A 24424-nucleotide genomic window follows, 5' to 3' on the forward strand; every position below is an offset into this window, starting at 1 on the left:
GGCGGTCGAGTGGCCGCCGGGGGACGACGGAGGGAGGGCGCCTCAGCGATAGTCGTAGTGCAGCTGCTCGAAGTCGGCGACCAGGGCCGCAGGCGACGGCATGTCGGCGATCTCGATCTGCAGGGCGTCGGCCGCCTCGCGCAGCTTCCGGTCGTCGAGCAGGCGGGTGAGCAGCGCGGCGTCCACGGCGCTGCCGTCCGCGCGCAGGGCGAAGCCCTTGGCCTCGGCGGCGTCCGCGTTGATGAAGTGGTCGGCGCCCTGCGGCAGGATGAGCTGTGGGACACCGGCGACGGCCGCGGTCATCATGGTCCCGGAGCCGCCGTGGTGGATCACCGCGTCGCTGGCGTCGAGGAGTTGGGCGAGCGGGGTCCACGGCAGCGGGCGGATGTTGTCGGGCAGGGTACCCAGCGGGGTCAGGTCCGCGTCGCCGACGGCGAGCAGGAAGTCGGCGTCCACCTCCGCGGCCTGCTCGGTCAGCCAGGTGATCGGGCTGACACCGGCGTACTCGGTGAGCACCGTGCCGAGGGTGACCGCGATCCTGCGGCGCTCGCTGCGGCCGATGAGGTCCGCGGGGACGGTGCCGCCGCCGTTGTAGGGGACGTAGCGGACCCGCCAGCCGGTGCCGTCGCCGCCGAGGGAGGCCGGGACGACGTCGAGGACGGTGCTCGCGGCGGGCCCGGTCAGGCCGTGGGCCCGGTACTCGGCGGCGAGTACGTCGGCGAGCTGGCCGAGCATCGGCAGCCCGGGCATCACACCGAAGTTGTGGACGACGGTGGGGATGCCCAGCTTGGCCGTGACCAGCGGTGCACCGGCCTGGAAGGACTCGTGCACCACGATGTCCGGGCGCCAGTCGGTGGCCAGCCGCAGCAGGCCGTCGATGGTGGCCCGGCCGTGCTCGGCGAAGCCGAGGGCGGCGAGCTTGAGTATCTCCTCGGTGGTGCGGTCCTTCGCGACGTACCTGGGCTCGTCCTGGGTGATCCGGCGGAACGCGTCGCCGATCGAGGAGCCGTCGCCGATCTCGGACACCGGCAGGCCGGTGTTGCGCAGCATCTCCAGCGGGGCCGATCCGGCGAACAGGACCTGGTGCCCGGCCGATCGCAGGGCCTGAGCGGTCGGGATCATCGGGAAGATGTGCCCGGCCGCGGCCGGGGCGGTGAACAGGACGCGCATGAGGTGACTCCTCGCGTGGTGCGGGAAAGATTCAAATCTGACGGTACGTCAGGAAACTCGATCGAAGCACGGGGGTTTTCGGATGCGGGGAGTTCGGAGCGTCCGAGGGCTCGCAGCAGTGCCGGGAGGGCGGGCTTCTGGTCGGTGATCGCGGCCGGTCGTGGCGTGTGCGCACGCTCAACCACCCTGTGCAGCAGTGCTCTTGCGGACATGGCGATCCCTCCCCCCATTTCACTGGACAGCCTGTCTTTCATCGGACAGGCTGTCAAGCGCTTGTATGATCAGCGCCTATGGCCACCCGTAAATATGACCAACGCCTTCGGGCAGAAGCCTCGGAGGAGACCCGGCGGCGGATCCTCGACGCTGTGGCCACCTGCCTGCGCGAAACCCCGGCCGAGCCGGTCGGCCTCGACCGGGTCGCCAGGCTCGCGGGAGTCGCACGCTCCACCGTCTACCTGGTGTTCGGCTCACGCGGCGGCCTGTTCGCCGCCTTCGGTGAGAACCTCCTGCGACACAGCGGCTTCGCGGACATGCTGAAGGCGAGCGCCCACCCGGACGCCCGCGAGGACCTGCGCGGCGGAATCCACGGCGTGGCGAAGATGTACGCGGCCCACCGGGACGTCCTGCGCGCGCTGCACTCGATGGCGATGCTCGACCCGGACGCGGTCGGCGGGGTGATCCAGCGAATGGACCAGGGACGGGCCGCAGGCACCCACCGCCGCGCACTGCGCCTGGCCGACCAGGGCCTGCTGCGCCCGGACGTCACGGTGGACGAGGCGACCGCCGTGCTCTGGCTGCTGATGAGCTTCGACAGCTTCGACCAGCTGTACACCGGCCGTTCCCTGCCGGCCGATCAGGTCGCCGGGATGCTCGCCGCGACGGCTGAACGCAGCCTCTGCCGGTAGCGGGCCCCTCACGCGCCCCGGGGTCGGACGACAGGTGTGCGGCAGGCGCCGGCCCGGGCGCGCCCCGCGACAGCGGGGGCGCGCCCGGGCCGGCGTTCGGCGCAGCAACTCTCAGCAGATCCGGGGCAGTTGCTCCCCGACCGGCAGGTCGACCACCCGGGTGCCGCCCAGGCCGGTGCGGGCCACCACCATCCCGGCGTGCTCGGCCACACACTCGCCGATCACGGCCGACCGGGCGCCCAGCGGGTGCGCCCGCATCGCGTCCAGGACCGCGTCCGCGTGCTCCCTCGGCACGAAGGCCACCAGCTTGCCCTCGTTGGCGACGTACAGCGGGTCGAGGCCCAGGATCGCGCAGGCGTTGGCCACCGGCGCGGGCACCGGCACGCTGCGCTCCTGGATCACCACGCCCACCCCGGCTGCCACGGCGATCTCGTTGAGCGCGGCGCCGAGTCCGCCCCGGGTGGGGTCGCGCAGGACGTGCAGCCCGGGGGTGACCGCGAGCATCGTCTCGACCAGCCCGCCCAGCGCCGCGCAGTCGCTCTCGATCTCCACGCCGAACTCCAGCCCCTCGCGCACGCTCATCACCGCGACACCGTGCACACCGAGGTCCCCGCTGACGATCACCACATCGCCCGGCACCGCGCGCTGCGGGCGGATGTCGACCCCGGCCGGGATCAGCCCGATCCCGGCGGTGTTGAGGTAGATGCCGTCGCCGCGCCCGGCCTCCACCACCTTGGTGTCGCCCGTGACCACCTCGACCCCGGCCAGCCGGGCCGCCGCCCCCAGCGCCTGCGCCACCCGGGCCACCACGGCCGTCTCCACGCCCTCCTCCAGGATGAACCCGCAGGACAGGTACGCCGCGCGGGCCCCGCTCATGGCAAGGTCGTTGACCGTCCCGTTGACCGCCAGGTCCCCGATGCAGCCGCCCGGGAAGAACAGCGGACGGACCACGAAGGAGTCGGTGGAGAAGGCGATCCGGGCGCCGCCCAGGGTCACGGCCGCCGAGTCCCCGAGCCCGGCCAGGACCGGACCGCCGAACGCCGGGGCGAACACGTGCTGGACCAGTTCGGCGGAGAGCGCACCGCCACCGCCGTGCCCCATCACCACCCGGGGATGGTCGCGCAGCGGCAGCGGACAGCTCCAGCCGGAGAAGTCGGGGGCGCTCCCGGCCGGTGCGCTCACCGGATCGCTCGTCTCACGCAACGGGGTTCACCTCCTTCGCCACGGCGGCGGGGGCGCCGAGCCGGCGGTAGAGGTAGTACGCGGCGCACGCCCCCTCGCTGGAGACCATGGTCGCCCCGAGCGGCGTGCGCGGGGTGCACACCGTGCCGAACGCCTCGCACTCGCTCGGCTTCAGCTGTCCCTGGAGCACCTCGCCGGCGCGGCACTGGGCAGGCTCGCAGGGGGTGATGTCCGAGACCTGGAAGCGGTGTTCGGCATCCTGGTCGCGGTAGCGCGAGGACAGCCGCCAACCGCTGGCCGGAATGACCCCGATCCCGCGCCAGGCGCGGTCGGTGACCTCGAAGACGTCCGCCAGCATCGCCTTCGCCACCGGGTTGCCCTCGGGCCGTACGGCGCGCGGGTACGCGTTGTCCACGACGTGCTCGCCGCGCTCCAACTGGCGTACCGTCCGCCGGATACCCTCCAGGATGTCCAGCGGCTCGAAGCCGGTGACGACGATCGGCACCTGGTGGCGGGCGGCCAGCTCCGGGTACTCGTCGATCCCCATCACGCTGCACACATGGCCCGCCGCGAGGAAGCCCTGCACCCGGCAGTCCGGCGACTGCATGATCGCCTCGATCGCCGGCGGCACCCGGACGTGCGAGACCAGCAGGCTGAAGTTGCGGATGCCGAGCCGCTTCGCCTGATGGACCGTCATCGCGTTCGGGGGAGCGGTGGTCTCGAAGCCGATCCCGAAGAAGACCACCTCGCGCCCCGGGTTCTCCTGCGCGATCCGCAGCGCGTCCAGCGGCGAGTAGACCACCCGCACGTCGCCGCCCTCGCTGCGGACCCGGAACAGGTCGCGCTCGGAGCCCGGCACCCGCAGCATGTCGCCGAACGAGCAGAAGATCACCTCCGGCCGGGCGGCGATCGCCAGCGCCCGGTCGATCACCTCCAGCGGGGTGACACACACCGGACAGCCCGGACCGTGGATCAACTCCACTTCATCAGGCAGCAGTTGGTCGATCCCGTGCCGGATGATGGTATGGGTCTGGCCGCCGCACACCTCCATCAGCGCCCATGGCCGGGTCACCGTGGAGCGGATGTCGTCGAGCAGCCGGGCCGCCAGTTCCGGACTCTGGAACTCCTCCAGGTACTTCATCGCCGCGTCTCCTCCGCCGACTCCCATGGGTCCCCGAACTCCTCCTGCAGCAGGCCGAGTTCGGCGAAAAGGTCGAGCGTCCTGCGTGCCGACTCCTCGTCGAGGCGCTGCAACGCGAAGCCCACATGGACGATCGCGTACTCGCCCACCCGAAGGTCCGGCAGGTACTCCAGGCACACGTCCTTGACCACGCCGCCGAAGTCGACGCGGGCCATCCGTGTGCCCTCCCGCTCCTCGATCTCCATCACCCTTCCGGGTACCGCCAGGCACATCGGCCCTCTCCTCGCCTCGAACAGCCCTGAATGTCCGGCCCGGTGTCCGGCCCGGTCACCGAGTCCGCGCGGCCACCATCAGCTGGCCCAGTGCCAGCCCGCCGTCGTTCGGCGGCACCCGGTGGTGGACCAGCACGGTGAAGCCGTCCCGTCGCAGCGCCTCGACGCAGTCGGTGAGCAGCAGGGTGTTGGCGAACACCCCTCCGCTCAGCGCCACCGTCTCCAGCGCGTGCGACCGCCGCGCGCGGACGCACAGTGCGTGCACCAGGCCGGCCACGGCCCGGTGGAAGCGCAGCGCGATCACCGCCGGCGCGGCACCCGTCTGCAGGTCGGCAACGACCGCCGCCAGCACCGGACTCGGATCGGCCACCCACTCGGCAGCTCCCGACTCGGCGTCCCCGGGGGCCAGTTCGAAGCCGTAGCCCTCGCCGACCTCGTTCACCGAGGCCGCGGCCGCCTCCAACTCGACCGCCGCCTGCGCCTCGTAGCCCGACCGGTGGCACACCCCGGCCAGCGAGGAGACCGCGTCGAACAGCCGCCCCATGCTGGACGTCGGTACGCAGTTCAGGTTCCGCTCCAACTGACGCTTCAGCAGCAGGAGTTCCCGCTCGGTGCAGGCCGCCGTGCACGGCAGGTCGGCCGACCACGGGAGACCGGCGGTGTGCAGGTGCGCCAGTGCCATCCGGTACGGGCGCTCCACCGCCGCGTCCCCGCCGGGCAGTGGCACGTACGCCAGCCGCGCGAAGCGGCGGAACCCGTCGTAGTCCGCCAGCAGGACCTCCCCGCCCCACACCGCGCCGTCGTCCCCGTAGCCGGTCCCGTCGAAGGCCACCCCGATCACCGGAGCGCTCCCGTCGAGGCCGTGCTCGGTCATCACCGAGGCGATGTGCGCATGGTGGTGCTGCACCCGCACCAGCCCCGACCCGCCCGTGGCGGAGCGGCGGACGGCCCACTGCGAGGAGCGGTAGCCCGGGTGGCGGTCGGTCGCCAGCACCGTCGGCCCGACCCCGGTCAGCTCCCGGACGTGCTCCACCGCGCGGTCGAAGGTCCGCAGGGTCGCCAGGTCGTCCATGTCGCCGATGTGGCCGGACAGCCAGGCGCTGCGGCCCTCGGCCAGCGCGAAGGTGTTCTTCAGGTCGCCGCCCGTCGCCAGCACCGGCGGTACCGGCAGCGGCAGCGCGACCGGCAGCGGCGCGTACCCGCGCGAGCGCCGGACGGGCAGCACCTGGTCCGCCCAGACGCGCACCACCGAGTCGTCGCACGGGACATGGATCGGCCGGTCGTGCATCAGCCAGGCATCGGTCAGCGGCGCCAGCCGCTCCAGTGCCTCGCCGTCGTCGGTGATGATCGGCTCGCCGGAGAGGTTCCCACTGGTCATCACCAGCAGCCGGGGCCCGGGCGGATCGCCCGGCAGCCCGAACAGCAGCCGGTGCAGCGGCGTGTACGGCAGCATCACACCCAGGTCCGGACTGCGCGGGGCGACCGCCTCCGCCACCGGCCCGCCGCCGGCCCGGCGGCGCATCAGGACGATCGGGCGTACCGCTCCGGTGAGCAGCCGCCGCTCCGCCTCGCCGAGGTGTACCAGCTCCTCGATGTCCGACAGCCGGCCAGCCATCAGGGCGAACGGCTTGTCGCCCCGGGCCTTGCGGCGGCGCAGCATGGCGACCGCAGCGGGGTCGGCGGCGTCGCACGCCAGGTGGTAGCCGCCGATGCCCTTCACCGCCAGGACCGCCCCGTCGGCCAGCAGTCGCCGGGCCGCCGCCATCGCGTCCTCGCCCAGCGCGCGATTGCGCCCCCTGGTCCCGATCAGGCCGAGCCGGGGGCCGCAGGCGTGGCAGGCGATCGGCTGGGCGTGGAACCGCCGGTCGGCGGGGTCGCCGTACTCGCGCGCGCAGTCGGCGCACATCGGGAACCGGGCCATGGTGGTCCTCGCCCGGTCGTACGGCAGCCCGGTGACGATCGTGTAGCGCGGACCGCAGTTGGTGCAGGTGATGAACGGGTGCCGATGGCGGCGGTCGGCCGGGTCGGCGAGCTCGGCCAGGCAGTCGGCACAGGTGGCGGTGTCGGGCGGGATGACGGCCCGTCGGGTGCCGGAGTCCCGTGAGGCGACGATGGTGAACCCCGGATCGCCCGTCGCGGTCAGCACCTCCTGCGCCAGCGTGTGCACCTCGGCCAGCGGCGGGGCGTCGGAGCGGATCCGGTGGCAGAACGCCCGGACCGCCTCCGCGCTGCCCTCGACCTCCGCGAGCACCCCCGCGCCGGTGTTGGTGACGTGCCCGGCCAGGCCCAGCTCGGTGGCCAGCCCGAAGACGAACGGCCGGAACCCCACCCCCTGGACCACCCCCTCGACGGCGACCCGCCTGCGCTGCACGGCCCCGGTGTCGACCGGTGCGCTCACCGCCCGTCCTCCGCCAGGACGGGCGGACGGCGGTCCTGGACGCCGTGGCTGTGATCCAGCCCGTGACCGAGCTCGTGGCTGTGGCTGTGCCCCTGATCGTGACTGTGGTCGTGGCTGTGCTGGGCGGGTCCGGTCGCCATCACCGGTCGGTGCACCGGAGCGCCGTCGAGGACGGCCAGGGCACGGGCCAGCAGTTCACCCGTCCCCGCACCGGTCCGCGCCGAGGTCAGCAGGATCTCGACACCCGGGTTGACCCGGGCCACGTTGGCGCGGAACGCGGCCTCGTCGAAGTCCACCGCCTCGGCCAGGTCCGTCTTCGTCACCACCACCAGGGCGGCCAGCCCGAACGCGGTGGGGTACTTGAGCGGCTTGTCCTCGCCCTCCGTCACCGAGGCGAGCGCGACCCGCAGCGACTCGCCGAGGTCGTAGGACGCCGGACAGACCAGATTGCCCACGTTCTCCACGAACAGCAGTTTCGTGCCGTCCGGCAGCCAGCCAGTCAGATGCCCGCGCAGCATGGCGGCCTCCAGGTGGCACAGCCCGTCCGTGAGCACCTGCTTCACCGGTACCCCCGACCGGGCCAGCCGCAGCGCGTCGTTCTCGGTGGCGAGGTCGGCCGTCAGTGCCGCGACCGGCACCCCGCGCTCCTTGGCGAGCGAGAGCTCGGCCTCCAGCAGAGCGGTCTTCCCACTGCCGGGGCTGGAGAGCAGATTGACGGCGACCGTGCCCCGCCGGGCCAGCACAGCACGCAGCTCCTGCGCGTTCTCGTCGTTGCGGGCGAGTACGGCCTGTTGGAGATCGACGACACGGCACACGGGTTCAGCCCTCCTGATGGGTCCGGGCGAGTGCGGGCTCGTCGGCCCAGCACACGCTCAGAATCTGCAGTTCCCGGCCGGCCAGCAGCTCGGCCTGCGCACCGCCGCAGCCCGGGCAGCACAGGTCGGGCGGCATGCCGACCGGCCATTCGGTGGCGCACCCACCGCAGCGGGCCCGGGCCACGACCGGTTCGGTCAACAGCTCGGCGCCCGCCACCACGGTGTCCGCGCAGGCGAGTTCGAAGCAGAACGCCAGCGCCTCGGGGACCACCCCGGCCAGCTCGCCGACCTGGAGCCGGACGGATTCGACGGACCGGGCACCATGCCTGTGCGCGGCCTCCGCCACCTGCTCGACCACGGCCAACGCGATCGACATCTCGTGCAACGGCCTCTCCCTGCGCCCGGTCGCGGGCCCGTCACACGGCGCGACAGAGCGGACCGCAGGCGCGGCCCCTCGCTCCGCGACCCATTACAGGGCGGCCCGACCACGCACCTCCGCCGCCGCGCCGCGCCCCGGGCCCGGCTACACCATTCGCCGCACACGGTGCCGTACTCCACCGACGGCGGCCTCGCGGGAACCAGGGGCAGCCGCCCACGCCCCGGTCGGGTACGGCGGCCCCCGGTTCCCGCGAGGCCGCCGTACCCGACCGGGGCGTGCCGAACCGGCCGTCACATCCGGCGGATCCGCAGGTAGCGCTGGATGTCGGGCAGGCTCTGGGCGACAGCCAGCGCCAGCCCGGCTCCCGCCATCACCACACAGGTGATCAGGATCTTCCGCATCAGGGTGCCTTTCTCTCTCCACGGTCCGCCATCGGACCGACACCGGCCGGGCGCAGGAGGCCGGTGGCCTCGTCGTCCCGTACGACCTGAAGGATCAGCTCGACCGCCCGGTCGACGGCGGTGGCCACCGCCGGGCTCAGGCCGAGGTGTTCGTCCACCGACTCCGGTTCGCAGCCGACCACCAGGATCCGCTCGGGCGGACTGCCCCCGGTCCCGGCGCAGAGCGTCGCCAGCAGGGCGAGCACCGCGTCCGGTCCCATCCGGTGGCCGTCGAGCAGCGGGGACCCGGGCTCGACCGGGCCGTCCGCCGTCGCCTCGATCAGGTAGAGCGTCCCGGGTGCGTCCCCGCGCTCGGTCGCGTCCACCAGGACCAGCGTCCGGTAGCCGTCGACGAGTTGGTAGGCCAGGTGGACCCCGCGCACGCCGAAGTCGACGGCTTCGACGCCCTCGGGCAGCGGCTGGGCGGCCAGCCGCCGTACCGTCTCGACGCCGAAGCCGTCGTCGCCGAGGAAGATGTTGCCGACCCCCGCGACGAGCACCCGGCCGGCCGACGCCGACGCCGACGCCGACGCCGACGCCGGGTCCGGGGGCATGGCCGGGCTGCTCACGGCTCCTCCAGCGGGGTGACCTCGTCCGGCTGGAAGTACCGGAACCGGCCCTGGGCCCGCCACAGGTCGGCGCCGGGGTCGTCGTCGACCGTCACGGCCAGGTGGACGGAGCCGTCCACGTCCCGCAGCACCGCCTCCACCAGTGCCGTCCGCCCGTGCAGGAACAGGTCCTGCGCATCGGTGCGGCGCTGCCCGGGCTTGAGCAGGACCCGGCTGCCGGCCCCGACCGACCGGCCGTCCACCACGACCCGGTCGACGGCCGGATCCACGCTCCGGTCGGCCCCGGGATCCCACCACGGTGTGCCGGGCAGCGGCCCGGGGAACCCGTCGGCGTCCGCCTCGACCGACGGCGAGGTGACCTCCCGCAGTGCCCGCACGGCACCGTGCAGCCGCTCCAGCACCTCGGGCGGCAGCGAGTCCGCGAGGTCGATCACGGCTCCGGCCCGCTCGTCGGTGCCCCGGGCCTCCCGCTTCTCCTGCTCGGTCAGCGCCGCCGTGCGCAGCGCGAGGATCTCGTCGATCTCGGTGGCGTCGTAGAGCGCGCCGGGACTCTCGGGGGCCACCTCGGGGTGGTCCGCGAGGATGATCGGCGAGGACAGCACCACGTCCGACTCTCCCGCCGCCCCGGCCAGGACCGGCCAGGTGTGCTCGTTGCGGCACTGGGCGACGGCGGGTGCGGCCCACTGCGGCGGGTCGGTCATCGAGACGAAGGTCCCCGCGCTCAGGCCCAGCAGCAGGTGCGCCGACACCAGCGACCGGCGCAGCGCGAGTTCGCGGTCGGCGCCCTCGGGCGGCGTCCAGGTGCTGGTGTTCTCCACCACGGCGTTGAGCCGGAGCGCCGCGTACGGGCCGGGGAGCTCCGCCGCCGTCAGGCGCAGCACGCCGTCGAGCCGCTCCCGCCGGCGCACCAGGCGTCCGACGGCCTTCCCGTGCTCGTGCACGATCTCCTGTACCTCGCGGGCGGGCAGGTCGAACGGGAGGACCACCCCGTCGCCGGTCAACCCGGCCACCGGGACGTCGAGTTCGACCCGTTCCTCGACGCCCTCGTCCCACGGGGCGAGGACCCGGTCGTCCAGCGCGAGCTCGTCCACCGTCTCGAACCCCCGGTCGGGGAGCTGTCGTTGCACCGTTCGCCGCTGGGCGTGCAGAAAGCGCAGTTCAACGCTGAGCGTCGCGCCCCGGCGCGGCTCCATCAGGCACTCGGTGCGCTGGTGGGAGGGCTCGGAGCCGACCGCCCCGAACGACGGCGGGACGAGGACCCCGAACTGCCAGCGCATCCGGTTCTTGGCCGCCGAGGCCCGATAGGGGTAGAGCACGTAGCCCTCGAACAGGACGGCGTCCGCGATCTGCCGGGCGGCCTCGAAACCCGCCTGCGGCCGGGACTCGTTCACCGGACTTCCCCGGGGCGGCCCTGGCGGCCGGCCGAGCGGTGAACTGACCGTCGGCCCGGTGGCGCGAGCCGATGGCGTTCGCTTCGTTGCTGGTCAACGGACATGGTCGGTGGCTCCTGTCGGGTCGAACCATTGAAGGTCGCGGTGCGGAAGGGCTCGCGGCGTCGCCTCAGCGGGCTGCCGTGCCCGCGAGCAGCGCCCGTACGGTCGCCTCCCAGGACGGCAGACCGTGGCGCGAGCGGAACTCCAGCAGCGCGTCCATGGTGTCGCGCGGCAGCCGGACCCAGCCGCAGCCCGGGAAGTGCTGCTCGATCATGTCCTGCCAGACCCCCACCGGCAGCCGGCAGGACGCCTCCTGGTCCCAGGGCACCGGCGCCACCTGGAAGCCGCCGGGGCCGGTGAAGGCGGTGCCGGAGAACAGCAGCAGGACCGGTGCCTCGCCGTCCTCCAGCGCCTGGAAGTACCGGGTGGCGGCGATGTCCATGTCGTAGGTGCACGGCACCATCAGGTCCACCTCGGCCTCCCCGGTGAAACCGGGCACCGTGAGCGACACCTGGGCTAGCTGGATCGGGTTCAGCGAGTTCGACCAGCGCGCACGCTCGCCGAACAGCACTCCCAGCCGCAGCTCCTCCCCGGGCCCGTACGGGCGGCGGGCGGGCTCGATCCGCAGCTGGCAGTGGAGCAGCAGGGCGTGCACCCGGACGCCCTGCTCGGCCGTGATCCGCAGCCGGAACACCAGGGTCGGGCCCGCCGCGTACGGATCGGCGCGCACCCCGAGGCAGCTGAAGCCCAGCCCGGTCATGACGCCACGTCCTCGGCCGGTACCCGCGCGCGTTCCCGGATCCGGGCGAAGACGCCGTCGAGTTCGGCCCGTGCCTCGGCTCCGCCGTCGAAGCCCTGCCAGTGCAGGCGCATCCGGCCGACCAGCTCGTAGCAGACGTCGATCGGCACCAGGAAGCACTGGAAGGTGCCCGCCGTGCGGCGCAGCAGCAGCGCCTCCACGTCGGGCTCCAGCAGTGCGGTGAGTCTGCTGCGGCCGAGCACGGACTCCCAGGTCTGCGGGTCGAGTTCACTCTCCGCCGGGCCGGCCGGGCTGGGGTAGAGCGCGACCAGCCGGTCCAGTACCGCGTTACGGAAGAAGAAGGCGGTGGAGACCGGGATCTGCAGGGCCTCCCAGGCGGACTCGTCCAACTCGTGTGCGGGGTCGACGAGATAGCGGTCCGGCACCTTGCGGTAGCGGCCCTCGGCGGCGCCGGGCGCCTGGAACAGCAGGGCACAGGCCGCACAGGTGCAGGCCAGCCGCCGCTCCTCGGTGTCCACCACGTGCCGGTGGCCGGGCGGCAGTTGGAGGCCGCAGAACCCGCAGCGCTCCGGCTGCGGCGGCGCGGGCTCGCGCAGTCGGCGCAGCAGCGCCGCACCCGGCCGGGCGATCGGACGCGTGCTCACCGGACCTCCGCCACGGCGGCCGGCCGGGTGCCGATCTGCAGCAGCGGCGGGGCGGGCCGCTCCAGCTCCACCGTAGTCACCTCCGGGGCGTGGCAGGCGAGCGCGCTCTCGATGCTCGCGGTGCCCGCCCCGGAGCCGCAGCCGCAGCCCGTGGAGACCTGACGGAGCGTCAACTTCCCTTCGGCCGGGTCGAAGCCGGCCACCTCCACCGGGGAGTCGGTCAGCGCCCGGGCGATCCGGGCGGTGACGTCCTCGGGGTGCAGCTCGTGCAGGACCAGCAGCCCGGCCACCAACTGGTCGTCCAGCAGCGGGGTCAGGACACCGGGCGGCAGCAGCTCCACCAGCCGGGCCAGCCCGGCGTCGTAGAAGGCCATCAGCTCGCGCACCAGCGCCTCGCCGGCCTCGGCCTGCCCGGCGTCGGTCAGCGAGTCCAGCGTCTCCTGGACCCGCAGCCCGGTCTGCTCCGCGCTCATCCGCCGAGCCCGCTCAGGCCGCCCGTGCCGTTCATGCCGCTGAGACCGGTGGGGACGTGCATCTTCTGCACGGTGCGGCCGCCGCCCACGTACATGTGCACCCCGCAGGGCAGACAGGGGTCGAAGCTGCGCACCGCGCGCATGATGTCGATGCCCTTGAAGTTCTCGGGGCTGTTCTCCTCGAAGATCGGGGTGTTCTGCACCGCGTCCTCGTACGGCCCCGGGGTGCCGAAGCTGTCGCGGACGCTGGCGTTCCACGGGGTCGGCGGGTAGGGGTGGTAGTTGGCGATCTTGCCGTCCCGGATCACCATGTGGTGCGAGAGCACGCCGCGGACGGCCTCGGTGAAACCGCAGCCGATGCTCTCGTCCGGCACCTCGAACTTCTCCCAGGTCTGGGTGCGTCCGGCGCGGACCTCGTCGAGGGCCTTCTCGGTGAAGTACAGCGCGGCGGCGGCGCTGTAGGCCTGGAAGTAGGTGCGCGCCCGGTTGCGTTCGAGGGCGTTGCTCCACTGCGGGATCTTCCACTCGAAGGTGACCTCCGGCTTGGTCATGGTGCGCGGCAGGTTGATCTGCACGCTGTGGCCGGTGGCCTTGATGTAGCCGATGTCGACCAGGCCGGACAGCGCGGTGGACCAGAGCCGGGCGATCGGGCCGCCGCCGGTGTCCAGGGCCAGGTAGTCCTTGCCGTCGAACCAGCGCGGCGACATCACCCAGCTGTACTTGTCGTCGAAGTCGCGCTTCTGCGGTGCCGGGATGGTGTGCTGGTTCCACGGGTGCCTGGGGTCCACCGGGTTGCCCAGCGGGTCGTGGGTGACGAACTGCTCCTGCCCCTCCCAGTCCTGGTAGTACGAGCTGCCGAGCAGGATCCGGATTCCGAGGTTGATCTCGGTGAGGTCGTTGGTGACCAGTTTGCCGTCCACGATGATGCCCGGGGTGACGAACATCTTCCGACCCCAGTCGGTCATGTTGCGGTAGGTGAAGTCGCAGTGGTCGGGGTCGTTGAGGGCGCCCCAGCAGCCGAGCAGCACCCGGCGCCGGCCGACCTCCTCGTAGCCGGGCAGCGCCTGGTAGAAGAAGTCGAACAGGTCGTCGTGGAGCGGGACGACGCGCTTCATGAACTCGACGTAGCGGGTCAGCCGGGTCAGGTAGTCGGTGAACAACTGGATGGTGGCCACCGTGCCGACGCCGCCGGCGTACAGCGTGGAGGGGTGCACATGGCGGCCCTCCATCAGGCAGAACATCTCCCGGGTGTAGCGGCTGACCTGGAGCGCCTCGCGGTAGAACTCGCCCTCGATCGGGTTGAGCGAGCGCATGATGTCGGCGATGGTCTTGTAGCCGTGGTCGCCGGCGTGCGGCGCCTCGGTGCGCTCGGCGAGTTCCAGTACGCCGGGGTTGGTCTCGCGGACCATCTTCTCGCAGTAGTCGACCCCGACCAGGTTCTCCTGGAAGATGTTGTGGTCGAACATGTACTCGGCGGACTCGCCCAGGTTGATGATCCACTCACCCAGGTGCGGCGGCTTGACCCCGTACGCCATGTTCTGCGTGTACACCGAGCAGGTCGCGTGGTTGTCACCGCAGATGCCGCAGATCCGGCTGGTGATGAAGTGTGCGTCGCGCGGGTCCTTGCCGCGCATGAAGACGCTGTACCCGCGGAAGACAGACGAGGTGCTGTAGCACTCCGCGACCCGCTTCTGCTTGAAGTCGATCTTCGTGTGGATGCCCAGGCTGCCCACGATCCGGGTGATCGGGTCCCAGGACATCTCCACCAGGCCGCTGCCGTCGCCGGCTGCCCTCGTCGTCTGTGCCATCGTCTGTGTCGTGCCCTTCTTCAGGTCCGGAACGGGGGAGGGCGCCGCACGCGTCGGGCATGCGGCGCCGCAGGTGTCACCAGGGCGGCCGGTAGCCGGTCGCGATCTTGCGGCCGGTGCGGCGCCACCTCGGTTCCTTGTCCACGGTGTCGGCGGTGATCGCGCGCAGCCGGCGGATCACCGTGCCGTACGCGCCGCTGGCGGCGGCGGACACCTTGCTGCCGGGCGGCTCGTCCATGAACGGCATGAACTTGTCGGGGAAGCCGGGCATGGTGCAGGCGATGCAGATGCCGCCCACGTTGGGACAGCCGCCGACACCGTTGATCCAGCCGCGTTTGGGGACGTTGCACTTGACCACCGGGCCCCAGCAGCCGAGCTTCACCAGGCACTCCGGCGAGCCGTACTCGGTGGCGAACTGGCCCTGCTCGTAGTAGCCGCCGCGGTCGCAGCCCTCGTGCACGGTCGCGCCGAACAGCCAGGCCGGGCGCAGCTTGTCGTCCAGCGGGATCATCGGTGCGGCGCCGGTCAGCTGGTAGAGCAGGTAGGTCAGCGTCTCGGCGAAGTTGTCCGGCTGGATCGGGCAGCCGGGGACGCAGACGATCGGCAGCCCGGCCTTGGACTTCCAGTTCCACCCGAGGTAGTCCGGCACGCCCATCGCCCCGGTCGGGTTGCCGGCCATGGCGTGGATGCCGCCGTAGGTGGCGCAGGTGCCGATCGCGACCACGGCGGTCGCCTTGGCGGCGAGGCGGTCGAGCCACTCGCTGGTGGTGATGGGCTGGCCGGTCTCGGGGTCGTCGCCGAAGCCGCACCAGTAGCCCTCCTCCTTGATCGACTCGTTCGGGATGGACCCCTCGACGACCAGCACGAACGGTTCCAGCTCGCCGCGCTCCGCCTTGAAGAACCACTCGATGAAGGTGTCCGCGCCCTGGGCCGGGCCGCACTCGAAGTCGATCAGCGGCCAGTGCACCGCGATCTTCGGCAGACCGGGCAGGGCGCCGGTGACGATCTCCTCGATGCTCGGCTGCATCGCCGCGGTCAGCGAGACGGAGTCGCCGTCGCAGCTGAGGCCCGCGTTGATCCACAGAATGTGCACCGGGGGTGCCTCGGTGCGCTCCGGTGTTGCTGTAGCACCCATGAGGATGCCTCCTCGGAAACGGGATGAGCCCGGCATAACGGACCCATTGACTTCCTAGCACCCAACCGGTCGGTGCGTTCGCCGGGTGGGCCGAAGCGGTGACGGCCGCCCGCGCCACCCGGCGCGGCCGTCCGGGCGGCTCACCGCGGGTCGGTCCTGAGCGGGGGACTCGGCGCCGGGCACTTGTGGACGAAGGCGAACCGAAGTGCGTGGTACGGCGCGTCGGGGTCGAAGAAGGTCCGGTGCATCTCCGTCAGCTCCGCCGTCCGGTACGCGGCCAGCGGCCGGAGCGCCTCGTCGCGCTCCCGGACGGCCTTCTTCGCCGCGATCCGCTCCTGCAGGCGCGCGGAGCGGGCCAGCAGCGCGGCGAGCCGTCCCACCTCCGCGCCGAAGTCCTGCGGCGCGGACGGGATCACCCGGTCCGCCAGCCCGAGCTGCTGGGCCGCCCTGGCGGTCACCGGCAGCGCCTGCTCGGTGAGCCGGCGCGCGGCGGCCTCGCCGACCCGGCGCGGCAGCGTGTACGTCCAGTACTCCGAACCGTGCAGCCCCATCAGGCGGTAGTGCGGGTTGAGCAGCACGCCGCCGCGGCACCAGACCTCGTCCGCCGCCAGGGCCAGCATCGCGCCGCCCGCCGCCGCGTTGCCGCCGAGTGCGGCGACCACCAGGCGGTCGGTGGTGGTCAGCAGAGCCGCCACCAGGTCGTTCATCGCCTGGATGTTCTCCCAGGACTCCTGCCCGGGGTCGGCGGCGGCCTCGATCACGTTCAGGTGGATGCCGTTGGAGAAGAAGTCCCGTCCGCCGCCGAGGACCAGGACCGAGGTGGGGCGGGTGCAGGCGAACCGGTAGGCGTCCAGCAGCCGGCGGCAGTGCGAGGTGCTCATCGCGCCGCCGGGGAAGGAGAACCGCAGGAAGCCCACCGGCCCTTCCTCGCGGTAGTCGAGGTCGGTCCAGGTCCGGCGGCCGGGCGCCGGGCTCAACGGGGCCGGGACCTCGGGCAGTCGGGGGAGCCGGTCGCCGAGGGCCAGGACGGCGGGCAGCTTGAACGTCGGCGGGCCGCCGGGCCGTCGGCGCGCCCGCAGTTCGGGGATCCAGACCGCGCCGTCCACCGTGGCCCGGCAGACGGCACCGGCCCGGGTGGCCAGCAACTCGCCCGGCTTGCCGCACAGTTGGTCCTCGGGGTGGCCGCCGTGCAGATACCACTCGCCGCCGAGCAGCCCGTCCAGCACGCCGGGCTGCGAGCCCGCCGCCCGGAGGCTGCGCAGCACGGCGGCGGTCGGGTCGGCGGACCAGTCGATCCGGCGCAGGGTCTGGTCGAAGTACGGCCGGGTGTGGTCGGCGGCCTGCCAGGCCGGGCCGCTCTGCGGGAGCGGGACGTAGCCGCCCGAGGTGAACCGCTCCACGGCGAGCAGCACCGCCTCCAGCGCGGCGTCGCCGACCTCGTTGCGGTACAGATCGCTCTTGGCCACCGGCGGCACCGGGCACTCGGCACTGGCCCAGACCGGGCCGCCGTCCATCACCTCGTCCGCCTGGAGCACCGTCACCCCCCAGCGGTCCGCGCCTTCGTGGATCGCCCAGTCCAGTGCGGACGGCCCCCGGTCGCCGGGCGGGCCGGGGTGGACCACCAGAGCGGTGCGGGCGGACCAGACGTCCCGGGGGATGACGGACTTCAGCATCGGCGCCAGCAGCAGGTCCGGGGCGTGCTTGCGGACGGCTGCGCGCAACTCGTTCTCCCCCGGCCCCAGTTGGACCTTCACCGAGTGCCCGCGCTCGCGCAGCTCGGCGAAGACCCGTTGACTCAGACTGTTGAACGCGCTTGCAACGAGCAGGATCCGCATCTCGACCTCCGGGGCGCCCGACCTGCTACGGATCGTGAACCACCGCGGTCCGGCAGCGGCCGAGCCCCGGCGGCGAGGTCACCCGATCGGCCGGGGGGTCCGCGCGCGGCGGCTCCGGCGGGCTCCGGCAGTGGCACGACGCCGACCGGCCACAGCAGGACTCGCAGGCCCGCCCGGCGACGTTCCGGGCCACGCCGCCGAACACGGCCGTGTGGAACGGTGCCACCGCCCACCAGTACGCGTGGCCAGGCCGTGCGGGTGGAACAGGGCGCGCCGGCGGCGGTGCGGCCCGGCGACGGCGTCCGGAGCCGTCGGTGCGGTCAGTCGCCAGGCCGGTCGAAGGTGCCGTGGCGACCGGCGCCGGCGGTGAAGCGGGCGGCTCCGGCGGCGGTGTCGGCGGCGAGTGAGACGGTGCCGTGCCGCCATTCGTTGGCGATGGCCTCGGCCTCGGTGAGTCCGTCCTGTTCGAGCAGGGACAGCCGGTCGTGGCGGAGGCAGGTCTGCGGGAACCGGGCGAGTTCGGCGGCCAGTTCCTCGGCGGCGGCGCGTTCCCGGCCGACGGGTACCACCCGGTTGGCCAGACCGATCAGCTGGGCCTCCGCGGCGTCGACCGGGCGGCCGGTGAGGATGAGGTCCATCGCGCGGCCGGTGCCGATCAGCCGGGGGAGCCGTACGGTGCCGCCGTCGATCAGCGGTACGCCCCAGCGGCGGCAGAACACGCCGAACACGGCGTCCTCCGCGGCGACCCGCAGGTCGCACCAGAGGGCGAGTTCGAGGCCCCCGGCGACGGCGTGTCCGGCGACGGCCGCGATCACCGGCTTGCTGAGGCGCAGCCTGGTCGGTCCCATCGGCCCCGGGCCGTCGGCGTCGAGCCGGTTGGACCGGTCGGTCCCGATGGCCTTGAGGTCCGCTCCGGCGCAGAAGGTGCCGCCCTCACCCCACAGCACCGCGACCGAGGCGGTGTCATCGGCCTCGAAGTCCTCGAAGGCCGAGGTGAGTTGGGCTGCGGTGGCGCCGTCCACCGCGTTGCGTGCGGCAGGACGGGCGAGGATCACCGTCCGGACCCGACCCGACTGTTCGACCCTGACCGCCTCGGACTCGGTTGCCACCGGGTGTGTTCCTCTCCTCGGGGAGACGACGGGACGGCAACCGCCGCCCACGGGCGCCCATCATGCCGTCCGGCCCGCGCCCGGAACAGGGGGCGACTGCGCGGGCCGGCGGTGGTGGCGGTGGAGCGGTTGCCGGTGGCGCGGTGTCCGTCGACACCGGCTGTGGGCTGCGAAGTGTGACGTGTTCGCGCCAGTCGAGGTGGGTAGGCAATCGGGACCGCCGACCCCGGGGCAGTGTCCCGTGGTGGTGCGGGCGAGGTGTTCGGCGGACGGAGCGAGCGGGGCGTGGCAGGCAGCTGCGCCCGTCCCTCCGCTCCCGTCGGGCACCCGGCTCCACAGCTCCTCCGTCTCGAAGGGAACACCCGATGCCGTCCGATCACGTTTCAGACCACCGCCCGGCCCCGCTCCGTGCCTCCCGCAGGTTCCGGCTGGCCGGAGCGCTCGCCCTGGCCGGCGCGCTCGCGGTGACCACCGTGTCCGCCGCCTCGGCACGTGCCGGTGAGCCGGACGGCGGGCGGGCGGACCGGCTCGCCGCCGGGGCGGCCGCAGCGGTCCCGCTGGACGGCTGGGACCTGATCCTCCCGGTCGACGCCTCCGGCGGGACTTCGGGCAACCACGCCGCGATCCTGCGCCCCGCCGCCCTCCACTCCCCCTACCTGACGAGGGAGGCGGACGGCAGCCTCAACTTCTGGGCGCCGTCGGTCGGTGCGACCACCACCTCCTCGCTGCACCCGCGCACCGAGCTGGTCGGGCGCGACAGCTGGACGGTCGGGAAGAAGAAGCGGACCCTCGGGGCGAGTGTCCGGGTCGGCCAGGTCCCCGGTTCCACCCACGACGTGATCGTCGGCCAGATACACGGGGCGGGTGACGACAGCTCCGTCCCGCTGGTGATGCTGCACTACGACGGCGGCGTCATCCGGGTCACCGTCAAGGAGGCGTCCGACCGGTCCACGGTGTACAAGCTGGTCACCGGAGTCCCGCTCGACACCGCCTTCAGCTACACGCTGAGCGACAACGGCAACGGCACCCTCACCTTCACCGCGCGCGTCGGCACGGGCAGTACGGTCAGGAAGACCGTGCCCGTGCCGTCGGCGTACAGCGGAACGCAGGTCGAGTTCGCGGCCGGCGACTACGAGCAGGCCGTCGAGGCGCTGCCGTACGGCGACGGCGGGCGGGTGGTCTTCAACCGGCTCACGATCGGATAGCCCGTCGGCGGCGCGGGCCGACGGGCTATCCGGCTACCCCACCATGGCGGCCAGCACGCTGCGCCAGTCCTCGCCCTGCTCCGGGCGGAGCAGGGCGGCCAGCGCGTCCGCCCGGTAGCGCCAGGGGCGCCGCAGCTCGGCGTCGGCCTGCGGGTCGGCGTCCGCCCGCAGCTCGACCGTGCTCGCCGAGCCGAGCAACGCCGCCAGTTCGGCCGCGAGTTCGGCCCACGAGAGGTGGCCGGAGACGGCGTTCACCACCCGGCCGTCCGCGCGTCCCGAGCCGTCGGCGCAGCCGAGCACCGCCCGGGCCAGCGCGGCGGAGTGCACCCAGGACGCGCCGTACCAGGCGTCGCCGTACGCCGCCGGGTCGGGCAGCACCAGCGGCTGCCCGGCCTGCGCGGCCTGGAACAGCGCCCCGGTCGAACCCCAGCGGAGCTGGTCGCGCAGCCGCCGGTGCGGACCCCAGACGATCGGGGAGCGGACCGCCGAAGCCGGGCCCCGGCCCTGCGTACCGGCGGCCTCCAGCAGGATCCGCTCGCAGTCCAGCTTGCCCTGCCCGTAGGCGCTGACCGGCAGTTCGGCCGGCGCGCCCTCCGCGACCTCGACACCGGCCGGACGGCCGTAGGCGTCGATGCTGCTGACGAAGACGAAGCTGCCGCGCCGCCAGGAGTCCACCAGGGTGCGCATGGCGGCGACGTCCACCTCGGGCGAGGTGAAGGTGCAGGCCGCGTGGATCACCGTGTCGACGCCCGCCACCGCCGCCCGCAGGCTGTCGAGGTCGGCGAGGTCGCCCTCCGCCACCTCCACCCCGTCCAGCGCCACCAGGTGTGCGGACTCGGGCCTGGCCAGCGCGCGCACCGGGCGGCCCTGCGCCAGCAGCTCCTGGAGCAGGGCCGCGCCGACGCCACCCGTCCCGCCGGTGAGCAGGACGGTGCCCTCGCGCGCCGGGCCGCGCCCAGGCCGGCCCGGCTGCCGGAGTGCCGCCGCCCGCCGGTCGGCCTCCCGGGTGTCGAGCAGGACCGCTACCGCGCGCGGGGTGCGCTGCTCCAGGATGTCGAGGCCGGTCAGCGGCAGGCCGGTCCGCCCGCGCAGCCGCTCGGCGAGCTGGAGCGCGAGCAGGGACTGCCCGCCCAGCGCGAAGAAGTCGGCGTCGGGCTCCGGGCGGGTGCCGAGCAGCTCGCCGAAGGCGGCCCGAACGGTCTCCACCCGCGCACCGTTCGCCGGCGGTGTCTCAGGAGCGGCGCCCGGCAGGCGGCTACGGTCCACCCCGCCGTCGGCCAGCCGGGGCATCGCGTCCAGCAGGGTGACCGCCGCCGGAACGAGTGCGGAGGGCAGGCCGGAGCGCAGCCGGATCCGCAGCTCGGTGCCGCCCGGCGCACCGGGGCCGTGGACCACCGCGTACGCCAGCGGCGGCAGCCCCTCGCGCTCGACGACCAGGGCGTCGGCCACCGCGGGGTCGGCGAGCAGCGCGGCCTCGGCCGGGTGGGCCCGGTCCGGCTCCGCCGGGAACGGCTCCCCGGGCAGCTGCCCGAGCCGTCGGCCGCCGTCCTCCGCCACCGCCCGCAGCAGGGCGCCGAACCCCGCGAGCAGCTGCCGGGCGGCCGGCTCACCGAGCGCGTCGGTGTCGTACTGCACCAGGCAGCGCGGCTGCGGGCCGTCCTCGACGAACAGGCCCAGGTCGAACTTGGCCAGCCCGAGGTCGACTTCGACGGCCTCGGCCACCAGACCGGGCAGCCGCAGCGGGTCCGGCCGGCCGACCACGTCGCAGGTGACCGAGAGCAGCGCGGTGCCGTCCGAGTCCCGGGCGGCCGCGCCCAGGCGCTCGACCACCAGGTCGAACGGGACCTGGTGGTGCTCCTGCGCGGTGAGCAGCGCACCGCCGACCCGGCCGAGCAGCTCGGCGAAGCTCGGATCCCCGGCCAGATCCGCCCGGATCGGCAGGGTGTTGACGCACAGGCCCACCAGGCGGCGCAGTTCGGGGCGGGAGCGGTGGCCGCTCACACAGCCCAGGGTGAGGTCGGCCTCGCCGGTGGCCCGGTGCAGGGTGGCGAACGCCGCGGCCAGCACCACCGCGAACAGGGTGGCGCCGTGGTCGCGGCCGAGCCGCCGCAGCCCGGCCAGGGTCTCGGCGGGCAGCGGCTCGGTGTGCAGTGCGGCGGCCCGGGTCCGCGGCCCGGCGGGCGAGCGGCGGGGGAGCGGTACCGGCCGGGCGCCGGCCAGACGGTCGGCCCAGGCGTCGACCTCGGCGGCAAGACCGGCCTCGCGGGAGCGCTCCCAGCGCGCGAAGTCGGCGTACTGGAGCGGCGGTTCGGGCAGCTCGGCGGGCCTGCGGTCGAGGGCCGCCGCGTAGCGCGTCGCGAGTTCGGCGGCCACCAGGGGCAGCGAGCCGCCGTCGACCGCGATGTGGTGCAGGGTCAGCAGGACGGTGTGGTCGTCCGAGGCGTGGCGCAGGGCCAGGGCGCGCAGCACCGGACCGGTGGCCAGGTCGAAGGGGCGGGCCGCCTCGGCGCGCAGCAGGGCGGCGGCCCGGTCCGGAGCGGCGGTCACCACCGGGACGGGGACCGGTGCCAGGGGCAACGGCTCCTGGTAGGGCTCGTCGCCGAGCCGGCCGTAGCGGGTGCGCAGCACCGGGTGGCGGCCGGTCAGCGCGGTGAGCGCGTCGGCGAGCGCCCCGAGGTCGAGCGGGCCGCGAAGCCGGGTGGCCACCGGCACGTTGTAGCGGGCGCCGCCCTGGCCGAGGCGGTCCATCAGCCACATCCGCTGCTGGGCGTGCGACAGCGGGGCCCGGCCCTGCTCGGCGCTCCGGGGAATGGCCTCGGGACGGGCACCGGCCGCCCGCTGCCGGGCCAGCCGCAGCAGGTCCGCCTGGGGCAGGGCCGGGTCGGTGCGGTTCATCGGGAGCCCCCCGCGGGTGCGTCGGCGCTGCCGTGGGCGGCCAGCAGGGCCTGTTCGACCAGGTCGGCCTGGGCGGCGACGGTGGGGTGGGCGAAGAAGTCGGCCAGCGACAGTTCCACGCCCAGGTCCTCGCGCAGGTCGTCGACCACCCACATGGCCATCAGGGAGTGTCCGCCCTCGGCCAGGAAGTCGGCGTCCGGCCGCTCGACGGCCCGGCCGAGCGAGCGCGACCAGGCGTCGGCGACGGCCTGCTCGAGCGGCGTCAGGGCGAGTGGCGCGGCCTGCGGGGCGGCAGCCGGAGCGGTGGAGCCGGTCCCGGCCAGGGCGCGGCGGTCGACCTTGCCGGAGCCGGTGAGCGGCAGGGCGTCCAGGACGGCCCAGACGGTGGGGACGAGATGGGCGGGCAGCCGGTCCGCCAGGTGGGTGCGCAGGGTCTCGGCGGCCGGCCGGTGACCCTCGGCGGGGACGACGTGGGCGGCGAGGGCGGCGTCCTCCTGCCCGGCGTGCTGCACCACCACGGCCGCCTGCGCGACCTCGGGGTGCAGGCGCAGCGCGTGCTCGACCTCGCCGGGCTCGATCCGGAAGCCGCGGACCTTGACCTGGTCGTCGGCCCGCCCGTGGAAGTCCAGGGTGCCGTCGGGGCGGGCGGACACCAGGTCGCCGCTGCGGTACATCCGGCCGTGGCCGGGGATCTCCCGGAACCGGTCCGCCGTCAGCTCGGGCCGGCCGAGGTAGCCGAGCGCGAGCCGGCTGCCGCCGATCCACAACTCGCCCTGGGTGCCGTGGGGTACGGGGGACAGCTGCTCGTCCAGTACGGCCGTGCTCGCGCCGCCGTACGGGCGTCCGATCGGCACCGGCCCGGTGCAGTCGGCGGCCCGCACCCGGTGCAGGGTGGTGAAGGTGGTGGCCTCGGTCGGCCCGTAGGCGTTCACCAGCGTGAGCCAGGGGAAGGCCCGCAGGACGGACTCGGCGTGCTGCGCCGACAGCGCCTCGCCGCCCACGACCAGGGTCCGCAGCACGCCGAAGAGCCGCGACTGCCGGGCGGCCAGGTGGTGGAAGAGCGCGGTGGTCAGAAAGGCCGTGGTGACGCCGAACCGCTCCACGTCCCGGGCCAGTTCCTCGGGGGTCGGCCGCTCGGCGGGGGAGACCATCACGGCGGCGCCGTGCGCCAGCGGCGCCCAGATCTCGAAGGTCGAGGCGTCGAAGCTGGTGGAGGAGTGGAACAGCACCCGGTCGACGGGGCTCAGCGCGATCCCGTCCGGGGCCGTCGCCAGGCCGGTGATCGCGTGGTGCGGGATCTCGACGCCCTTGGGGCGGCCGGTGGAGCCGGAGGTGTACATCACCAGGGCGGTCGCCCGGGGCCCGTCGACGGCGGGGTGCGGTGCGCCCGGGGCGGTGCCGTCGCCCGGTTCGACGCCGTCCGGGTCCAGGGCCAGCGTCCGGTCGTCCGGCAGCCCCGCGGCGGCCAGCAGGGTCTTGTCGCCGAGGGTGAGGCGTACCCCGGCGTCCTCCAGCATCGCGGCGGTACGGGGGCGCGGATAGGCGGGGTCGAGCGGCACCGCATGGGCGCCCGCCCACCACACCGCGAGCTGGGCGACGACCAGGCGGGCGGAGCGGGCGGAGAGCAGCCCGACGGCGCTGCCGGGGCCGATCCCGCGAGCGCCGAGCTCGGAGCCGAGTCGGGCTGCCGCGGCTATGAGTTGACGGTACGTCAGCGAGACGGTGCCGTCGGACACGGCCAGCGCGTGCGGGTGCCGTTCGGCGTACCGGGCGATCAGGCCGGGCACGCCGCCGGGTAGACCGGCGCCGGTGGCGCGGTCGGGTGCGGGTTCGACGAAGACGGGGGAGGTCATGGC

21 protein-coding genes are annotated in these 24424 nt (G+C 73.8%); 2 read left to right on the forward strand and 19 right to left on the reverse strand.

Features of this window, described 5'->3' with window-relative positions; translation table 11 throughout:
• Positions 1-42: 42 nt before the first annotated feature.
• Complete coding sequence (locus UK12_RS04950; protein ID WP_045299892.1) at positions 43-1170, reverse strand: nucleotide disphospho-sugar-binding domain-containing protein; 1128 nt, start codon at positions 1168-1170, stop codon at positions 43-45.
• A 290-nt stretch (positions 1171-1460) separates the two neighbouring features.
• Between UK12_RS04950 and UK12_RS04955 the strand changes: the two genes are divergently transcribed.
• A complete protein-coding gene (locus tag UK12_RS04955) occupies positions 1461-2075 on the forward strand; it encodes a TetR/AcrR family transcriptional regulator (protein WP_045299894.1) in 615 nt (204 codons plus the stop codon).
• Between the two features lie 111 nt (positions 2076-2186).
• Here the strand turns inward: UK12_RS04955 and hypE are convergent, their stop codons facing one another.
• The 16 genes from hypE to UK12_RS05030 all read right to left on the reverse strand — a co-directional run bounded on the left by hypE (position 2187) and on the right by UK12_RS05030 (position 18468).
• The gene (gene hypE / locus UK12_RS04960) at positions 2187-3278 is read right to left on the reverse strand and encodes a hydrogenase expression/formation protein HypE (RefSeq protein WP_231591046.1); all 1092 of its coding nucleotides are present in this window, start codon (positions 3276-3278) and stop codon (positions 2187-2189) included.
• The gene (hypD, locus tag UK12_RS04965; protein ID WP_045299898.1) at positions 3271-4398 is read right to left on the reverse strand and encodes a hydrogenase formation protein HypD; all 1128 of its coding nucleotides are present in this window, start codon (positions 4396-4398) and stop codon (positions 3271-3273) included. Before hypD ends, hypE begins: the two co-directional genes overlap by 8 nt.
• On the reverse strand, positions 4395-4670 hold the full coding sequence (locus UK12_RS04970; protein ID WP_045299900.1) for a HypC/HybG/HupF family hydrogenase formation chaperone: 276 nt from the start codon (positions 4668-4670) through the stop codon (positions 4395-4397). Before UK12_RS04970 ends, hypD begins: the two co-directional genes overlap by 4 nt.
• A 55-nt stretch (positions 4671-4725) precedes the next feature.
• Positions 4726-7068 carry a carbamoyltransferase HypF gene (gene hypF, locus UK12_RS04975; protein ID WP_045299902.1) on the reverse strand — a complete coding sequence of 781 codons (2343 nt, stop codon included), beginning with the start codon at positions 7066-7068 and terminating at the stop codon, positions 4726-4728.
• Positions 7065-7883 carry a hydrogenase nickel incorporation protein HypB gene (hypB, locus tag UK12_RS04980; RefSeq protein WP_045299904.1) on the reverse strand — a complete coding sequence of 273 codons (819 nt, stop codon included), beginning with the start codon at positions 7881-7883 and terminating at the stop codon, positions 7065-7067. The genes hypF and hypB overlap by 4 nt, the downstream gene beginning before the upstream one ends.
• Before the next feature lie 4 nt (positions 7884-7887).
• The gene (locus tag UK12_RS04985; protein WP_231591048.1) at positions 7888-8259 is read right to left on the reverse strand and encodes a hydrogenase maturation nickel metallochaperone HypA/HybF; all 372 of its coding nucleotides are present in this window, start codon (positions 8257-8259) and stop codon (positions 7888-7890) included.
• A 293-nt stretch (positions 8260-8552) separates the two neighbouring features.
• A complete protein-coding gene (locus tag UK12_RS44940; RefSeq protein ID WP_442973771.1) occupies positions 8553-8663 on the reverse strand; it encodes a DUF6893 family small protein in 111 nt (36 codons plus the stop codon).
• Positions 8663-9271 carry a hydrogenase maturation protease gene (locus UK12_RS04990; protein WP_331386634.1) on the reverse strand — a complete coding sequence of 203 codons (609 nt, stop codon included), beginning with the start codon at positions 9269-9271 and terminating at the stop codon, positions 8663-8665. The genes UK12_RS44940 and UK12_RS04990 overlap by 1 nt, the downstream gene beginning before the upstream one ends.
• Positions 9268-10662, reverse strand: a complete 1395-nt coding sequence (locus UK12_RS04995) for a hypothetical protein (protein WP_045299907.1) — start codon at positions 10660-10662, stop codon at positions 9268-9270. Before UK12_RS04995 ends, UK12_RS04990 begins: the two co-directional genes overlap by 4 nt.
• 169 nt (positions 10663-10831) lie before the next feature.
• On the reverse strand, positions 10832-11464 hold the full coding sequence (locus UK12_RS05000; RefSeq protein ID WP_045299909.1) for a DUF6084 family protein: 633 nt from the start codon (positions 11462-11464) through the stop codon (positions 10832-10834).
• Entirely contained in the window at positions 11461-12108 is a 648-nt protein-coding gene (locus UK12_RS05005) for a DUF5947 family protein (RefSeq protein ID WP_045299911.1), read from the reverse strand. The genes UK12_RS05000 and UK12_RS05005 overlap by 4 nt, the downstream gene beginning before the upstream one ends.
• Positions 12105-12581, reverse strand: a complete 477-nt coding sequence (locus tag UK12_RS05010; RefSeq protein ID WP_045299913.1) for a hypothetical protein — start codon at positions 12579-12581, stop codon at positions 12105-12107. Before UK12_RS05010 ends, UK12_RS05005 begins: the two co-directional genes overlap by 4 nt.
• The gene (locus UK12_RS05015) at positions 12578-14389 is read right to left on the reverse strand and encodes a nickel-dependent hydrogenase large subunit (RefSeq protein ID WP_045299915.1); all 1812 of its coding nucleotides are present in this window, start codon (positions 14387-14389) and stop codon (positions 12578-12580) included. Before UK12_RS05015 ends, UK12_RS05010 begins: the two co-directional genes overlap by 4 nt.
• A gap of 76 nt (positions 14390-14465) precedes the next feature.
• Complete coding sequence (locus UK12_RS05020) at positions 14466-15524, reverse strand: hydrogenase expression protein HypE (RefSeq protein WP_045299917.1); 1059 nt, start codon at positions 15522-15524, stop codon at positions 14466-14468.
• 140 nt (positions 15525-15664) lie between these two features.
• Positions 15665-17359: an enoyl-CoA hydratase-related protein gene (locus UK12_RS05025; RefSeq protein ID WP_045299919.1), complete on the reverse strand. Its 1695-nt coding sequence runs from the start codon at positions 17357-17359 to the stop codon at positions 15665-15667.
• A 320-nt stretch (positions 17360-17679) separates the two neighbouring features.
• Complete coding sequence (locus tag UK12_RS05030) at positions 17680-18468, reverse strand: crotonase/enoyl-CoA hydratase family protein (protein ID WP_045299921.1); 789 nt, start codon at positions 18466-18468, stop codon at positions 17680-17682.
• 365 nt (positions 18469-18833) lie between these two features.
• On the opposite strand from UK12_RS05030, the gene UK12_RS36315 reads away from it, so the two are divergent.
• On the forward strand, positions 18834-19673 hold the full coding sequence (locus tag UK12_RS36315; RefSeq protein WP_052681550.1) for a polysaccharide lyase family 7 protein: 840 nt from the start codon (positions 18834-18836) through the stop codon (positions 19671-19673).
• Positions 19674-19706: 33 nt separating this feature from the next.
• On the opposite strand, the gene UK12_RS05040 is transcribed toward UK12_RS36315, so the two are convergent.
• A complete protein-coding gene (locus UK12_RS05040; protein ID WP_045299923.1) occupies positions 19707-22568 on the reverse strand; it encodes a condensation domain-containing protein in 2862 nt (953 codons plus the stop codon).
• On the reverse strand, positions 22565-24421 hold the full coding sequence (locus UK12_RS05045) for a non-ribosomal peptide synthetase (RefSeq protein WP_045299925.1): 1857 nt from the start codon (positions 24419-24421) through the stop codon (positions 22565-22567). The genes UK12_RS05040 and UK12_RS05045 overlap by 4 nt, the downstream gene beginning before the upstream one ends.
• Positions 24422-24424: the final 3 nt, after the last annotated feature.

This window comes from Saccharothrix sp. ST-888, assembly GCF_000955975.1.
GTDB lineage: Bacteria > Actinomycetota > Actinomycetes > Streptomycetales > Streptomycetaceae > Kitasatospora.

Coding starts and splice junctions, on each gene's coding strand:
- UK12_RS05040 (WP_045299923.1), bottom strand. CDS start 22,568: ATGAACCGCACCGACCCGGCCCTGCCCCAGGCGGACCTGCTGCGGCTG.
- UK12_RS05020 (WP_045299917.1), bottom strand. CDS start 15,524: ATGGGTGCTACAGCAACACCGGAGCGCACCGAGGCACCCCCGGTGCAC.
- UK12_RS04950 (WP_045299892.1), bottom strand. CDS start 1,170: ATGCGCGTCCTGTTCACCGCCCCGGCCGCGGCCGGGCACATCTTCCCG.
- UK12_RS04955 (WP_045299894.1), top strand. CDS start 1,461: ATGGCCACCCGTAAATATGACCAACGCCTTCGGGCAGAAGCCTCGGAG.
- UK12_RS05010 (WP_045299913.1), bottom strand. CDS start 12,581: ATGAGCGCGGAGCAGACCGGGCTGCGGGTCCAGGAGACGCTGGACTCG.
- UK12_RS05000 (WP_045299909.1), bottom strand. CDS start 11,464: ATGACCGGGCTGGGCTTCAGCTGCCTCGGGGTGCGCGCCGATCCGTAC.
- UK12_RS05015 (WP_045299915.1), bottom strand. CDS start 14,389: ATGGCACAGACGACGAGGGCAGCCGGCGACGGCAGCGGCCTGGTGGAG.
- UK12_RS04970 (WP_045299900.1), bottom strand. CDS start 4,670: ATGTGCCTGGCGGTACCCGGAAGGGTGATGGAGATCGAGGAGCGGGAG.
- hypD (WP_045299898.1), bottom strand. CDS start 4,398: ATGAAGTACCTGGAGGAGTTCCAGAGTCCGGAACTGGCGGCCCGGCTG.
- UK12_RS05025 (WP_045299919.1), bottom strand. CDS start 17,359: ATGCGGATCCTGCTCGTTGCAAGCGCGTTCAACAGTCTGAGTCAACGG.
- UK12_RS44940 (WP_442973771.1), bottom strand. CDS start 8,663: ATGCGGAAGATCCTGATCACCTGTGTGGTGATGGCGGGAGCCGGGCTG.
- UK12_RS04985 (WP_231591048.1), bottom strand. CDS start 8,259: ATGTCGATCGCGTTGGCCGTGGTCGAGCAGGTGGCGGAGGCCGCGCAC.
- UK12_RS36315 (WP_052681550.1), top strand. CDS start 18,834: ATGCCGTCCGATCACGTTTCAGACCACCGCCCGGCCCCGCTCCGTGCC.
- UK12_RS05045 (WP_045299925.1), bottom strand. CDS start 24,421: ATGACCTCCCCCGTCTTCGTCGAACCCGCACCCGACCGCGCCACCGGC.